The 15,256-nt window shown below is 60.0% G+C and carries 8 protein-coding genes; 4 read left to right on the forward strand and 4 right to left on the reverse strand.

From position 1 onward, the window contains the following. Positions 1-85 precede the first annotated feature (85 nt). Positions 86-1,822, forward strand: a complete 1,737-nt coding sequence (gene ilvB, locus EAV92_RS16960) for a biosynthetic-type acetolactate synthase large subunit (RefSeq protein WP_241158299.1) — start codon at positions 86-88, stop codon at positions 1,820-1,822. Further along, positions 1,807-2,286: an acetolactate synthase small subunit gene (ilvN, locus tag EAV92_RS16965; RefSeq protein WP_123042185.1), complete on the forward strand. Its 480-nt coding sequence runs from the start codon at positions 1,807-1,809 to the stop codon at positions 2,284-2,286. The genes ilvB and ilvN overlap by 16 nt, the downstream gene beginning before the upstream one ends. A 3-nt stretch (positions 2,287-2,289) precedes the next feature. On the opposite strand, the gene EAV92_RS16970 is transcribed toward ilvN, so the two are convergent. The 4 genes from EAV92_RS16970 to uvrB all read right to left on the reverse strand — a co-directional run bounded on the left by EAV92_RS16970 (position 2,290) and on the right by uvrB (position 12,799). After that, on the reverse strand, positions 2,290-3,198 hold the full coding sequence (locus EAV92_RS16970; protein ID WP_123042186.1) for an aminoglycoside phosphotransferase family protein: 909 nt from the start codon (positions 3,196-3,198) through the stop codon (positions 2,290-2,292). A 72-nt stretch (positions 3,199-3,270) separates the two neighbouring features. Then, positions 3,271-6,129 (reverse strand): excinuclease ABC subunit UvrA, encoded by a 2,859-nt coding sequence (gene uvrA, locus EAV92_RS16975; protein WP_123042187.1) that lies wholly within the window; start codon positions 6,127-6,129, stop codon positions 3,271-3,273. A 166-nt stretch (positions 6,130-6,295) separates the two neighbouring features. Then, positions 6,296-10,756 carry a DEAD/DEAH box helicase gene (locus EAV92_RS16980; RefSeq protein ID WP_123042188.1) on the reverse strand — a complete coding sequence of 1,487 codons (4,461 nt, stop codon included), beginning with the start codon at positions 10,754-10,756 and terminating at the stop codon, positions 6,296-6,298. 39 nt (positions 10,757-10,795) lie between these two features. Then, positions 10,796-12,799, reverse strand: a complete 2,004-nt coding sequence (gene uvrB, locus EAV92_RS16985) for an excinuclease ABC subunit UvrB (protein ID WP_123042189.1) — start codon at positions 12,797-12,799, stop codon at positions 10,796-10,798. A 238-nt stretch (positions 12,800-13,037) separates the two neighbouring features. Between uvrB and EAV92_RS16990 the strand changes: the two genes are divergently transcribed. Continuing rightward, the gene (locus tag EAV92_RS16990; protein WP_123042190.1) at positions 13,038-14,027 is read left to right on the forward strand and encodes an SPFH domain-containing protein; all 990 of its coding nucleotides are present in this window, start codon (positions 13,038-13,040) and stop codon (positions 14,025-14,027) included. 6 nt (positions 14,028-14,033) lie between these two features. Beyond that, positions 14,034-15,152 carry a TFIIB-type zinc ribbon-containing protein gene (locus EAV92_RS16995; protein WP_123042191.1) on the forward strand — a complete coding sequence of 373 codons (1,119 nt, stop codon included), beginning with the start codon at positions 14,034-14,036 and terminating at the stop codon, positions 15,150-15,152. Positions 15,153-15,256: the final 104 nt, after the last annotated feature.

The raw sequence follows: 15,256 nt of genomic DNA on the forward strand, positions 1-15,256 counted from the left end.
ATCAAAGTAACCGAAAGGATAGCCTCAACCCTGCCCTTCCGATGTTACTTTACGTATATATCGGATGGCTGGAGGTTTATGGAACATGAAAGAAAAAGAACGCGTGACGGGCTCGGAAATCCTGCTCCGCATGCTGCTGGCCGAGGGTGTGGAGTGCGTTTTCGGTTATCCCGGGGGAGCCGTCTTATATATTTATGATGCCATGCACGGCAACCCGGACTTTAAACACGTGCTGACGCGGCACGAGCAAGGAGCGATCCACGCCGCGGACGGCTACGCCCGCTCGACCGGCAAAGCGGGCGTTTGCTTGGCCACGTCCGGACCGGGAGCGACCAATCTCGTAACGGGAATCGCCACCGCCCATATGGATTCGGTTCCACTCGTCATCATCACGGGCAACGTCGCGACCGACTTGATCGGCACGGACGCGTTCCAGGAGGCGGACATCGTCGGCATGACGCAGCCGATTACGAAGCACAGTTATTTCGTCCGAAGAGTCGAGGATTTGGCGCGCATCATCCGGGAAGCGTTCCACTTGGCGGGAACCGGACGCAAAGGGCCTGTGCTGGTGGACATCCCGAAGGACGTTTCCGCCGCCATGACGGAGTTCGAGTATCCGGAGCGGATCGACATTCCGGGATACTCCTTGGGTAGTGAGTCGGATTCAGTTGTTCAGGAGGATAGGCTGGTTGAGCTCCTCGGCGCTATCACGGCGAGCGAGAAACCGTTGATCCTTGCAGGAGGAGGAGTCATTCAATCCGAGGGATGCGAGGCTTTAAGAGCGTTCGTCGACAAAACGGGCATCCCCGTCACGACGACGCTTATGGGGTTAGGCGCGATTCCGGCGGAACACGGGCTTTGGCTGGGCATGCCCGGCATGCACGGAACGCTCGCGGCGAATCGCGCTTTGATCGAGTGCGATCTGCTGATTTCGGTCGGCGCCCGTTTCGACGATCGGGTCACGGCGCGCTTGGACGGGTTCGCCCCCCGCGCCCGCGTCGCCCACATCGATATCGACGCCGCGGAAATCGGCAAGCTGGTGTCGGCTTCGATCCCGATCGTCGGCGATGCCCGTACGGTATTGGAGAGGTTGGTCGGGAAGCTGCCTGATGAGTCGAATGCAGACTTCTCGGATTGGACCTCGCGGCTGCGGAAAATGAAAGCCGACTTTCCGCTTCGCTACGATCATTCGGAAGTTGAGTTGAAGCCGCAGTACGTGATCGAACTGATCTCCCGCACGACAGAAGGAAACGCGATCATCACGACGGACGTCGGCCAACACCAAATGTGGGCGGCTCAATTCTACCGTTTTCGTCATCCCCGCTCTCTCGTGACGTCTGGGGGCCTCGGCACGATGGGTTTCGGATTTCCTTCCGCCATCGGAGCGCAGATCGGCAACCCGGATAAAATCGTCGTCTCCATCAACGGTGACGGTGGCATGCAGATGTGCGCGCAAGAGCTCGCGATCTGCGCTATCCACGGCATTCCCGTGAAAATCGCCGTCATGAACAACCGGACGCTCGGCATGATCAAGCAATGGCAGGAACTCGTCTACGAGGGACGGTACAGCCATATCGACTTGTCCGGCAGCCCCGATTTCGTCAAGCTGGCGGAGGCGTACGGAGTCAAAGGCTTGCGCGCGGAAACGCCGGCCGAAGCCGAACGGGTATGGCAGGAAGCGTTAGAAACACCAGGCCCCGTCTTGATCGACTTCGTCGTCTCCCGGGACGAATGGGTGTATCCGATGGTGCCGCAAGGCAAATCGCTGGAGGATATCATCTTGGGACCTGAGGGAGGGTTTCGCTCATGCCTAGAAGGTTAATCGGAATCACGGCGAACGATACGCCCGGCGTGCTGCAGAGGGTGTCCGGGTTGTTTTCGAGAAGGGGGTACAACATCGAGAGCATTACGGTCGGACCGTCCGAAAAGGAAGGACGGTCACGCATGGTCGTCGCCGCGAGGGGCGACGACGCGGTCATCCGGCAAATGCGCAGCCAACTGCTGAAGCTGATTGACGTGCTCGAAGTCGTCCCCTTGGAGGAAAAGCCCTGCGTCAGCCGTGAACTCATGCTGGTCAAACTCCGGATGGACCCTGCGAAACGGTCCGAAATCCAAAGCCTCGCGGATACGTTCCGATGCTCCGTCGTGGACGTGGGATTGGATTCGATGATCGTACAGGTCGTGGGGGACGCGGACAAAAACGACGCTTTTCTGCAGCTCATCCGACCGTACGGTTTGTTGGAATTGACTCGAACCGGGGAAACGGCGATGAATCGCGGAGGATAAATGTTATAGGGTCTCGAGGGCCTCATTCATATGAACAGCGAGGCCGATCTGGCGGTCTGCTCCGCCGACGCCGTCCTCGATGCACCACCAGGCGGAGAGAACGGCGTGGCAATACGCCCATTGCAGGATGCGGCGCGGGTCTAGCCCTAACGACTCCGAAAATAAGGCGACCCTGCGGCGGATTTGTTCCAGCGGATCGGATTCGTCGATCGCGTTCATGAGGAAGGAACAAGGTTCGTATTCCGCTTCCCCGATCACGCCTTTCGGATCGATCGCCAGCCAGGGCTCCCGGTCTGCCGACAAAAGATTGCCGTGGTGAAGGTCCCCGTGAAGGAGATAGTGAGGGGTCGGATTTTCCCTGAGCGCTTCGTATCTCTCCTCCGCCAAGCGGACCGATTGTTCCGGCAACGGTCCCGTTCCCCCGTCGAAACGGTCGCGGAGCCGCGCGTATCCTCCAAACCAACCTTCGACGGTAAGGAGCGAATCCGTTTTTGCAGGGGCCGTGCCGTGAAGTTTGGCCATCACCTCGGCGGCCGCCTTCACGGCCGATTCCTCATCCCGGACCGTATGCAGGGTCAATCCCGGTCGAACTCTCTCCATCAAGAGAATCCCCTCGTCGGGTTCAGCCTCCAGTAGCCGCACGGCGCCCTTCCCATCGAACCAACGAAGCGCGGCGATCTCCGAGCGGCTTTCCTTGGAGGGGACGCACAGCTTCAGAACGGCTTCCCGCCCGTCCTCGAACCGAACCGGAGCCACGAAGTTAAAGGAGAGCGGAAATGTCGGTTCTTCCAGGCGCAATGACCATTTGCTTTCGCATTTCTGAACGAGGGACGGAAACGCGGCAAGCCACGCTTCCCCTTCTTCCCCGTAGACGCTCCGAATCGTTTGAGCCAACGTATCAGGCATTTGCATAAGGTCTTCCTCCCTTTTCGTTCGGATAACGCAAACTCACCCCCTATCTGTGAGGGGGTGAGTTTGCTGATCTTATACCTTGGCGAGCGATGCCTCGGTGCGGGCACGATCCCGCTCCAGGATCGGCGCGAGGTATTTGCCGGTGTACGATTTCGGGTTTTTGGCGACTTCCTCCGGCGTACCGGTGGCCACGATCGTGCCTCCGCCGCTGCCGCCTTCCGGTCCCAAGTCGACCAGGTAATCGGCGGTCTTGATGACGTCGAGGTTATGCTCGATGACCAGCACGCTTTCACCGGAATCGACCAATCGATGCAGCACTTGCAGAAGGCGGTCGATATCGTCGACGTGAAGGCCGGTCGTCGGCTCGTCGAGGATGTACAGCGTTTTGCCGGTACTGCGGCGGTACAATTCGGCCGCCAGCTTCACGCGCTGAGCTTCGCCGCCGGACAGCGTCGTGGCCGGCTGCCCCAGGTTCATGTAGCCGAGGCCGACGTCCATGAGCGTCTGCAGCTTGCGATGGATGCGCGGAATGTTCACGAAAAACTCCGTCGCGTCCTCGATCGTCAGCTCCAGCACCTCGGCGATGCTTTTGCCTTTGTATTTGACCTCCAGCGTCTCGCGGTTGTAGCGTTTGCCTTTGCAGACTTCGCAAGGCACGTAGACGTCCGGCAGGAAGTGCATTTCGATTTTGATGATGCCGTCGCCTTTGCAGGCTTCGCATCTGCCGCCCTTGACGTTAAAGCTGAAGCGGCCTTTCTTGTAGCCGCGGACTTTCGCCTCGTTCGTCATCTCGAAAACGCCGCGAATATCATCGAATACGCCGGTATAAGTCGCCGGGTTGGATCTCGGCGTCCGGCCGATCGGCGATTGGTCGATGTCGATGACTTTCTCCAGATGCTCCAGGCCGAGGAACTCCTTGTACTCGCCGGGACGGACCTTCGCCTTGTTCAAATCGCGCGCCAGCGTCTTGTAGAGAATCTCGTTCACGAGCGTGGATTTGCCGGATCCCGACACGCCCGTCACCGCGGTGAAAACGCCGAGCGGGAATTTGGCGTTCAGGTTTTTGAGGTTGTTCTCCTTCGCGCCTTTCACTTCCAGCCATTTGCCGCTGAGCTTGCGGCGTTCGAGCGGTACCGGAATGAACTTGCGACCGCTCAAATAGGCGCCGGTCAGCGACTTCTCATCATCCATGACTTCCTTCGGCGTTCCTTGCGAAATGACCTGGCCGCCGTGGATGCCCGCGCCGGGTCCGATGTCGATGATGTAGTCTGCCGCCAGCATCGTATCCTCGTCGTGCTCGACGACGATCAGCGTGTTTCCGAGGTCGCGCATATGCTCGAGCGTGCGGATCAGCCGATCGTTATCGCGTTGATGAAGCCCGATGCTCGGCTCGTCGAGGATGTAGAGGACGCCCATCAGGCTCGAGCCGATCTGCGTGGCGAGCCGGATGCGCTGGGCTTCCCCGCCCGACAGGGTGCCGGCGGCCCGCGACAGGGTCAAATAATTGAGGCCGACGTTCACCAGGAACCCGAGCCGGCTGTTGATTTCCTTCAAGATCAGGTTGGCGATCGCCTTCTCTTTCTCGTTCAAATCCAGGCGGTCGAAGAAGTCGGAGGCGTCGCCGATCGACAGCGAAGTCACATGCGCGATATTTTCTCCGCCGACCGTCACGGCAAGCGACTCTCTCTTCAGGCGCTGGCCTTTGCACTTGCCGCAAGGCTTCGCGCTCATATAACCCTCAATAAATTCGCGGATGCCTTCCGAGCCGGTCTCGCGGTAGCGGCGCTCCAGGTTGTGCACGACGCCTTCGAACGGCACTTGGGCGTCGCGCGTATGGCCGAATTCGTTCTCGTAGCGGAACCGGACCCGTTCTCCTCCCGTCCCATAAAGAATGATCTGCATCTCCTTGTCGGAGAGCTTCTCCACGGGGACGTCCGTCTTGATGCCGTAATGGGCGCACACCGCCGCCAAAAACTGCGGATAGTAGTTAGACGTGCTGCCGGCCCAAGCCTCGAACGCGCCGTCGTCGATGCTCTTCGAGCGGTCGGGGACGAGCAGTTCGGGATCGATGACCATCTTCGCGCCGAGCCCGTCGCATTCCGGACAGGCGCCGAACGGCGAGTTGAAGGAGAACATCCGGGGCGCCAGCTCGTCGATGGAGAAGCCGCAAATCGGGCAGGCGAGCTTGGAGTTGAACAGCAGCTCTTCCTTGTCGATCACGTCCACGATGACTTGGCCGTCGGACAGCTTAAGCGCCGTCTCCAGGGAGTCCGCCAGCCGGGCGGCAACGTCTTCCTTCACGACGATCCGGTCGACGACGACCTCGACCGAGTGCTTCTTATTTTTCTCCAATTCAATCTTCTCAGAGAGATCGCGGATTTCTCCGTTCACGCGGACCCGAACGAATCCTTGCTTCTGGATATCGGCCAGCAGCTTCTGATGTTCGCCCTTGCGTCCGGAGACGATCGGAGCGAGAATTTGCAAGCGCGTGCGCTCCGGGAATTCCATGATGCGGTCGACCATCTGCTCCACGGTCTGGGAGGTGATCTCCACGCCGTGGTCCGGGCAGTGAGGCTTGCCCACGCGGGCAAACAGCAGACGCAGGTAGTCGTAAATTTCCGTGACGGTGCCGACGGTCGAGCGAGGGTTGCGGCTCGTCGTTTTCTGGTCGATGGAAATCGCCGGGGACAATCCCTCGATCGAGTCGACATCCGGTTTGTCCATCTGTCCGAGGAATTGCCGCGCATAAGCCGACAGAGATTCCACGTAACGGCGCTGCCCTTCCGCGTAAATCGTGTCGAAAGCGAGGGACGATTTGCCGGAACCGGACAGGCCGGTCAGCACGACGAATTTATCCCGGGGGATCGTGACGTCGATATTTTTGAGGTTATGCGCTCTCGCGCCTTTGATGACGATACTCTCGTTGGCCAATGAAAATAGCCCCTTTCCGACGGGGCGGCGGGGCGCTCAAAATGCCGGCCGCGGTCGTTCATCCGATAGGAATGTGTGTTCCCATAGATTATACTGGACTGCGGCCTTCCTTGCAAATGCTGAGATGTAAATCCTTACCGGAAAATCTCGAACCGCGAGAACGCGGTCAGCGCAGCTGGCTCGGCCACAGGACGAAGCGGTTCCGATCCCTTTCCGCGCCCAGCGAACGCAGCATTTCTCCGGCATCCGATGCCGACGCGTCGACTCCGTTCCATTTTTCCACGGTAATTTTGGATAGTCCCTGGCGCTTAAGCAGCAGGGAGAAAATGGCCTTCCACTCTCCGGCGCGCTGCTCTTGCCGTTGCGATTCCGCGTCTTCCGTTCCGTTCAACGCGAAGATCCGCTTGCCCCCATTTTCGATCCAGTAGAGCCATCGGTCTCCCTGCAGAACCAGGTAGTTGCCCGGCTTCCTGGCGAAGGACGCACCCTCGACTGGCGGCCATTCCACCGCTTGGCCAAAGGGGTTGGCGGGGTCGACGGCAGACAGCAGCGTGACCGACTCGGACGGAGTCGTCGGAAGCGGTTTGCGGATTTCCTCCGCAAGTTCGCGGGTGGTGAATTGCAGCAAGTGAAGATCCTTAATGAACATCCCGCGCGTCACCGCACCCCACTCTTCCAGCTTTTTCAACACGGGGAGCAGAGTATCCCAGTCATAAGGGCACGTTTTCGCCGCCAGCTCCTTGGTCAATACGCCGTAAGTCTGCAAAAGATGATGAACCCACCGCACGAGCGGAGAGTCCTCCTTCAGACCGCCCGGTGATCCGGCCGCCTCCTCGCTTGAGTCCGTCAGAAGCGAACCTGTCCAATACCAGCGTCCCAAGCCGGAGCCGGACTTGAGGAATCCGTCTTTACCTTTGGACTTGCCGGATTGCCGAAGAGGAGCGAACTGGTCGTTGGACACTTGCCCTTCCCAAACGAGATCGAGGAGGTCGGACAGCACCTCGGAAGGAAGCCTTCCCGTCTCTTGGCTGAGCCGGGTCAAGAACCGGGCACCGCCCAAGCGCAAACGTTCCAGCAATTCCGGATGACGCGACTCTTCCTGTGCCGCCGGCTTCAACCACGGCTCATACAGCGCCTTGTTGTCGGCAATGAAGAAGGCGACTTTGCCTTCCTTGTCCTCCCCGTCCTTGCGGCCGACCCAGATAACCTGGCCGGAAGCGCAGAGCAGGTCCAGCGTTTCCTTGCGGTAATCCGGAAGCCTGGACGGAAAGACGATCGTTTCCCAATGGGACAGCGGTAAAAACAATCCCTGCAGCGTATCGATGACCGCCAGCAGGCCTTCCTCTCCACGGCGGTCCCTCGCATCTTGTCCTCCGGACAGCACAAGCTGTCTTCGCAGCAAATCGCCCAGCCAGCGCGAAGCGTCAACCGGCTCGAGACTTCGCCTGACCTTGCCGATGGAGAGCCGGACGAGCCGCTCGGCGACCTTGCGGCTGGACCAAATACGTTCCGAAGCGTCTGCCGCGAACGGCGCCTGCTCGGTCCTCCCCTGCTGCAACAGCATTTCCGCGACGGAAGCCGCTTCCCCGGCAGACAGGTTCGGATATCGCTGCATCAATTCCTCTTCCGTGAACGAGAGACGATTGTCCGCGAAACGCCCGGCCACGAACGCGACCGATTCCGGCGTGCACGGGAATGCGTCGTATACCTCCCGTTCGTCGGAGGAAATCCACCTCGGCGAGGTATCGGCTCCGAACCGGATTTCGGCGACCCTCCGCCGCTCCTTCAGTTCCTCCAGCCACGCGCGCGACTGGCCGCCGGCCAAGCGGACAATCTCCTCTTCGGCCAGGTCTCCTCTTTTCTTCAGGAGCCGGAGCAAATCTTCCGCATGCCGAAGCTCGGCTTCCGGCTCTTCCAGCTTGCGTCCCTCTTCTTCCAGCACGCCGGGGTCGACGGCCTGCAGCCCCTCTTCCGGCTTGAACAATTGCCCGGCGGTCGATTTGCTGAGCTGCAGCAGCTGCAGTTGGACCGATTCGTCGAGGCCGTCCCCTTCATACATCCGCATGTTCACGTATTCGAATATGAACTGCGAGGCGAGCGGAGACGGGAATTCCGTTTCCTGGACGACGACATCGATTCGGCCGTCCGCGATTCGCTCCAGGATGTCTTGCAGTCGGGGAAGATCGAGAAACTCTTGTTGGGCTTCGCGCATCGCTTCTTGGAAAACCGGAAAACGCTCGGCGTACGGGAGCGCGCTCTTGAGCAGCTCCGCGCCGCGGAGACGTTTCTGCCACAAGGGAACCCGCGTGAAGCTTCGGGAGAGAAGCAGCGAGGTTTCCGCGATTCTCCGGAAAGAAACCGCGAGCAGCGGCGAACCCGTCAACGCTTCGGCGAGCAGGCGTTCCGCGTTCGCGGCCGTCACTTGCCAAATCATGTGCAGCCAGGAAACGTCCCATTCCGAAAACACGAGCTCGATGCCATTGTCCTTCGCGTTGCCGTAGACCCGGTAAGGAAGCGTGCCCTCGAACTGGCGCTCGATGGCCAGCAGCCAGGTGCGGTTGACCTTGCGCCCAAAATGGTTGTGCAGGATCACGTGCTTCTGATTCGCCGCGTCCCGGTAGTGTTCAACGACGATCCGGCGATCGGTCGGAATACGGCTGACCGCCTGCTGCGACCGGAGAAACCCGATCAGCTCCGTCGCCGCTCGGGCATCCATCCCGTAACCGCGTTCGAGCCATTGCACGGTTTCCTCGTCCGGCCGTTGCAGCCGCTCCTCCAGTTCCCTCTGGAACGAGGCGATTCGGGCGCCGAGTTCATAGGAACGCGCCGGGGACTCGTTCCGCCAGAACGGGATTTCGCTGAAACGGTTGCCGGCTTCCGTCGCGTATACTCTGTCGTGCCGGATGTCCGTGAGCGTCCAGGCTTGCGACCCGAGCTGCACGACGTCCCCCACTCGGGACTCGTGGATGAATTCTTCGTCCAGCTCGCCGATCTGCGCCCGGCTTTCCGCATGATGCACCGGATACGCCGAGCTCTGCGGGATCGTGCCCGCTCCCGTAACGGCCGCCATCGCGGAATTCGCCCGCCGCATCAGGCGGCCCGTCTCGCGATCCCAATCGAGCAGCGGCCGGACAAACGGATAAAAGCCGGACAGAACCTCCAGAATGGATTCCAGCCGTTCGCGGGGAAACGCCCGATAGCTGTCGCTTCGCGCGATCAGCCGATACACGCCGGAGACCGTGCGCTCCCGCTCCGCCACCATCGCTACCGTCTGCTGGGACAACACGTCCAAAGCGTCGCGGGGGACGACGATCTCCTCGATATCCCTCTCCGCGATCATGCGGCTCAGGACGGCGATGTCGGGAAGCGCGCCCTTGTAACGGGCGATGATCGCCCCCCGGCTCGTATCGCCGACGGAGTGTCCGGCGCGTCCGACGCGCTGAATGCCCGCGGCCGCCTCCGGCGGAGGGTCGATCTGGATGACGAAATCGACATGGCCCACGTCGATTCCGAGCTCCAGCGACGAAGTCGCGACGATGCAGCGAAGCTCGCCGGCCTTCAGCATCCGTTCCACTTCGAGGCGCCATTCCCGCGACATGCTGCCGTGGTGGGCCCGAGCCATCTCGTAGCCGGCGTGGTCGTTCAGACGCAAACAAAGCCGCTCGCATAAGCGGCGGCTGTTCACGTAAATGAGCACGGAGCGGCTGCCCGTCATCAGCTCCGTCAACAGGTCAAGCAGCGGCAGCCAAACAGCCGCGTCGCGCGTTTGAAGCTGCCGGTTCTGGTCCGGAATGCAGGCCATGATCGAATAAGACTTGACCATGTCGCTCTCCACGATTCGCACCGGCCTTGGGCGATAGCCCAAGGGGTGGACGAAGCCTTCTGCGTATAGAGACACGTCTGCGTCTGCGTTACCGTCGACCGGTCTTCCCGCCGATGCCTCCGTTTCCTCCCAACCGCCCAAATATCGCGCCACCCGCTCCAGCGGTTTCTGCGTCGCGGACACGCCGATCCGCTGCACGGCGGCTCCGCACGTTTCTTCCAGCCTCTCCAAAGAGAGAGACAGGTGGGAGCCCCGCTTGTCCGCAGCCAAATCGTGGATTTCGTCCACGATCACTTGGCGGACCGCGGACAGCATCTCCCGGCCCCTCTCCGAAGTTAACAGGATATAGAGCGACTCCGGCGTCGTGACGAGCAGGTCAGGCGGCCGGCGCAGCATAGCGGTCCGCTCCGACGGTTTCGTATCGCCCGTCCTGACGGCGCTGCGGATCCCCGGCCAATGCCCGCCGGATTCCTTCGCAACGAGTTCGAGCTCGTCCACGAACCCGAGCACGTGGTGATGGATGTCGTTGTTCAGCGCCTTCAAAGGCGTTACGTACAAAATCCGGACGCCTTTCCTTGCTGTTTCCGCTCCGCCTTCCTCTTTCTCCGTCAGAAGGCGGTTCAGGCAGGGAAGCAGCGCCGCCAGCGTTTTGCCGGAGCCGGTCGGCGCCGCGATCAGAGCGTGGCTGCCGGAAGTGATCGCGTCCCAAGACCTCCGCTGCACGTCCGTCGGTTGGCCGAACGTGGCTGCGAACCAAGCGGCAAGGACGGGATGCATGCCGTCAAACGGCGCACGTTCGGACATGGCCAACCGCTCCTTTCTGTATCGGATCGACTAAGAAACTCAGGACATGCTGGCCTTGAGCTCCAGCAAAGCGTCGCGAAGCTCGGCGGCGCGTTCGAACTGGAGGTTTTTCGCCGCGTCCTTCATCTCGTGCTCCAGCCGTTCGATCATCGACTGGCGATCCTTTTTGGACATCTTCTGCAGGTTCTCGGCGCCGGTCAAATAGCCGGCTTTCTGTTCCGCGACCTTCGTCGCCTCGATAACGTCCCGGACCTTCTTCTGGATCGTCTGCGGCGTAATGCCGTGCTTCTCGTTGTAAGCCATCTGGATCGTGCGCCGGCGCTGGGTCTCCGTGATCGCCTTCTCCATCGAATCCGTGATTTTGTCGCCGTACATGATGACGCGTCCGTCCGCGTTCCGCGCGGCCCGGCCGATCGTCTGGATGAGCGACCGCTCCGCGCGCAGGAACCCTTCCTTGTCGGCGTCCAGGATCGCTACCAAAGATACTTCCGGCAAGTCCAAACCTTCGCGGAGCAGGTTAATCCCGACCAGCACGTCGAACGTGCCGAGCCGCAAGTCGCGCAGGATCGCCATCCGCTCCAGCGTTTTGACGTCGGAGTGCAGGTACTGGACTTTGATGCCGACGTCTTTGAGATAGTCCGTCAGGTCCTCGGCCATTTTCTTCGTCAGCGTCGTCACGAGCACGCGCTCGTCCTTGGCGATCCGCTGCCGGATTTCGCCGAGCAGGTCGTCGATCTGCCCCTTGGTCGGGCGTACCTCGATCACCGGATCGAGCAAGCCGGTCGGCCGGATGATCTGTTGCACCATCGTGGGGCAATGCTCGAGCTCGTACGGTCCCGGCGTCGCGGAAACGTAGACGAACTGCTTGGCCTTTTCCTCGAACTCCTCAAATCGCAGCGGCCGGTTGTCGAGTGCGGACGGCAGGCGGAATCCATGGTCGACCAGCACTTCCTTGCGCGCACGGTCCCCGTTGTACATCGCGCGGACTTGCGGCAATGTGACGTGCGACTCGTCGATGACGACAAGGAAATCGTCGGGGAAAAAGTCCATCAGCGTATACGGCGTCGCGCCCCGCTCGCGGAAGGTCAACGGGCCGGAATAGTTCTCGATGCCGGAGCAGAAGCCCATTTCGGCCATCATCTCCAGATCGTAACGCGTTCGTTGCTCCAGGCGCTGCGCTTCCAGCAGCTTGCCGGCCTCGCGGAGCTCCGCGAGCCGTTCCTCGAGCTCCCGCTCGATGTTCACGAGCGCGACCTTCATTTTCTCTTCTGCGGTCACGAAGTGGGACGCCGGGAAGATGGACACATGGTCCCGTTCGCCGACGATCTCGCCCGTGAGCACGTCGATTTCGGTTATCCGTTCGATTTCGTCGCCGAACAGCTCCACACGGATCGCCTGGTCGCCCCGCGAGACCGGGAAAATCTCGATGACGTCGCCCCGCACCCGGAACGTCCCGCGGACGAAGTTCAAGTCGTTCCGCTGGTATTGGATATCGACGAGCTTATGCAGGATATCGTTACGCGACCGTTCCATGCCGACCCGCAGGCTAAGCCGCAAATCCCTGTATTCTTCCGGAGAACCCAAGCCGTAGATGCAGGACACGCTCGCCACGATGATGACGTCCCGCCGCTCGAACAGCGAGGACGTGGCGCTGTGGCGCAGCTTATCGATCTCGTCGTTGATGCTGGAATCCTTCTCAATGTAGGTATCCGAAGAAGGAATATAGGCTTCCGGCTGATAGTAATCGTAGTAACTGACGAAGTACGTGACCGCGTTTTCCGGGAAAAACTCCTGGAACTCGCTGCACAGTTGGGCCGCCAGTGTCTTGTTGTGAGCGATGACCAGCGTAGGCTTGTTCACCTTCGCGATCGTCTGCGCGATTGTGAAGGTTTTGCCCGTGCCGGTGGCGCCGAGCAGCGTCTGATACCGCTTGCCTTCCACGATCCCTTCCGCCAGCTGGCGGATCGCTTCCGGCTGGTCGCCCTGCGGGGAATACTCCGATACGAGCTTGAATTTCTTATCCAGCAAATTCGCGTTCGCCATAAGCGGCAAAACCTCCAATATTCGCATTTCTTTTGGTGCACCTAACGTGGATTACTCTCTATGAGGAGTGAGCGCGAAGCCCATCTCGTTGACGAATGTGTGTTCCCATTGATTATACCTTTTTCCATAAAGAGCGTCAAAAAAGAGGGGTCTCCTCCACTACCCGATTTTTGGCACATTGACGTATAATGAATTTATTTAGTGAATGGTTCATTCTGGCTATATTGGAGGAAGACGGATGGGACTTTTTTCATTCATGAAAGGCCAATTCATCGAAGTCATCGAGTGGCTCGGCGAATCCGGCGAGATCGTGTACCGGTTCCCGGCATACGACAACGCCATCAAAATGGGAGCCCAGCTGACCGTGCGGGAATCGCAGGCAGCCATATTCCTCGACGAAGGCAAAATCGCCGACGTGTTCGGACCCGGCCGTTATACGCTCAGCACGCAAAACCTGCCGGTGCTGACGGCGCTGCGTTCCTGGAAGCACCTGTTCAACTCCCCTTTCAAGGCGGACGTGTTCTTCGTCAGTACCGCGATCTTCTCGGACATGAAATGGGGAACGACGAACCCGGTCATCATGAGGGACCCCGAGTTCGGCATGGTCCGGCTGCGCGGCTTCGGCGTTTATGCGTTCCGAATTAAGGACCCGGCCGTTTTCCTTCCTGAAATTTACGGTACGAGGCAGGACTTCTCGCTCGACAGCATCGCCGGCTATCTCAAAAGCATGATCGTTTCGGGACTGAGCGACCTTCTCGGCGAAACGAAAATTCCGGTCGCGGACCTGTCCAGCTCCTATGATGAAATCGGCGTGCAGGCGCGAGAACGGCTGCAGCCGCGTTTCAATGCCATCGGACTTGAACTGACCGACCTGAACGTCGAAAACCTTTCGCTGCCGGAAGAAGTCGAGAAAATGATCGACCGCAAATCGTCGATGAACATCGCCGGCAATCTCGACCAATATATGAAATACCAAGCCGCGGAGGCGCTCCGCGAAGCCGCGAACAATCCGGACGGCGGCGCTGCCGGAACGGGAGCCGGCCTCGGTGCCGGCATGGCGATGGGCCAAATGTTCGCGCAAGCGATGAACGCGCAGCAACCCGCAGCCGCAGCCTCGCAATCGGCTTCAGGCGCCGCTCCCGGGACGGAGAAGAAGTTTTGCTCGGAATGCGGCGGCCAGCTATCGCCCGGCGCGAAGTTCTGCTCCAGCTGCGGAACGAAGGTGTAACGGGCGATGGCGATCGGTGCGCAAGCGGTAACGGCCGCTCCCGTCGGCTTCCCTTGCTCGGGGTGCGGCGGCCAGATGCAATTCGATACGGCTTCGCAGGGTTTGAAATGCCGGTATTGCGGAGCGGAGCAAAGCATCGAAAATCTCGCGGGTCAGCCGCGGGAGCATGAATTCGATGAAGACGGCGGGGATGAAGCGGAACAAACCGATTGGGGCACGGAGCAGCAGGCGATCCACTGCGAAAGCTGCGGCGGGGAAACGTTGATCCCAGCCGGCCAGACTGCGACGACATGCGTCTTCTGCGGCTCGCCCAAGGTACTGCCTCAGGGAAATCCCGGCACCATTCGGCCGGAATCGGTCATTCCGTTCCGGACTTCCCGGGACGAGGCCGCGGCGCTGTTCAAGAAGTGGAAGAAAAAACGCTGGTTCCTGCCGAACGATTTCAAGAAGCAGGACGTCAAAGCGAATCTTAACGGCATTTATATTCCTTATTGGACCTACGACGCCGAAACTTACTCCGTCTACTCCGCGGAAGTCGGCGTTTACCATTACCGCACGGTGACGAAGACCCGAACCGTCAACGGAAAAACGGAAACGTATACCGAAACGGAGCGCTATACCGTCTGGCATTGGACCCACGGAGACTATGGGCGCGGCTTCGACGACATCCTGATTCCGGCATCCGGCCACTACGACGACGCCCTGCTGGAGAAGCTCGGCGATTTCGATTTAAGCAAGCTGAACGGCTACAGGCCGGAATATTTGAGCGGATTCATCGCCGAGCGATACTCAGTCTCCCGCCGGGAAGGCTGGCAGCGGGCACGGGACAAGGCCGATTCCGTGCTGGAAACGGAAATCCGCCGCGAGATCGGCGGCGACGAGCTCCGCAACCTGAGCATCCGGACCCAATACTCGGACATCACCTACAAGCATCTGCTGCTCCCTGTCTGGAATGCCGCCTACACGTACAAGACCAAGCCATACCGGTATATGGTCAACGGCCAAACCGGCACCGTATCCGGACGGGTTCCCCGCAGCGCGGTGAAGATCGCTTTCTTCACGCTCGGCTGCCTCGCGGTTGCGGGAATCGCCCTTTATTTATGGAGTCAATCTTCCGCCTCATGAATAGTTAACCCTTATCGAGCCGCTCGCCAATCCAGGTTGGGCGGTTTTTCATTGACAATAATTCGATAATTAGAATATTATCTAAATATCGAAAGATATGGACC

It is taken from the genome of Cohnella candidum, from assembly GCF_003713065.1.
Lineage (GTDB): Bacteria > Bacillota > Bacilli > Paenibacillales > Paenibacillaceae > Cohnella > Cohnella candidum.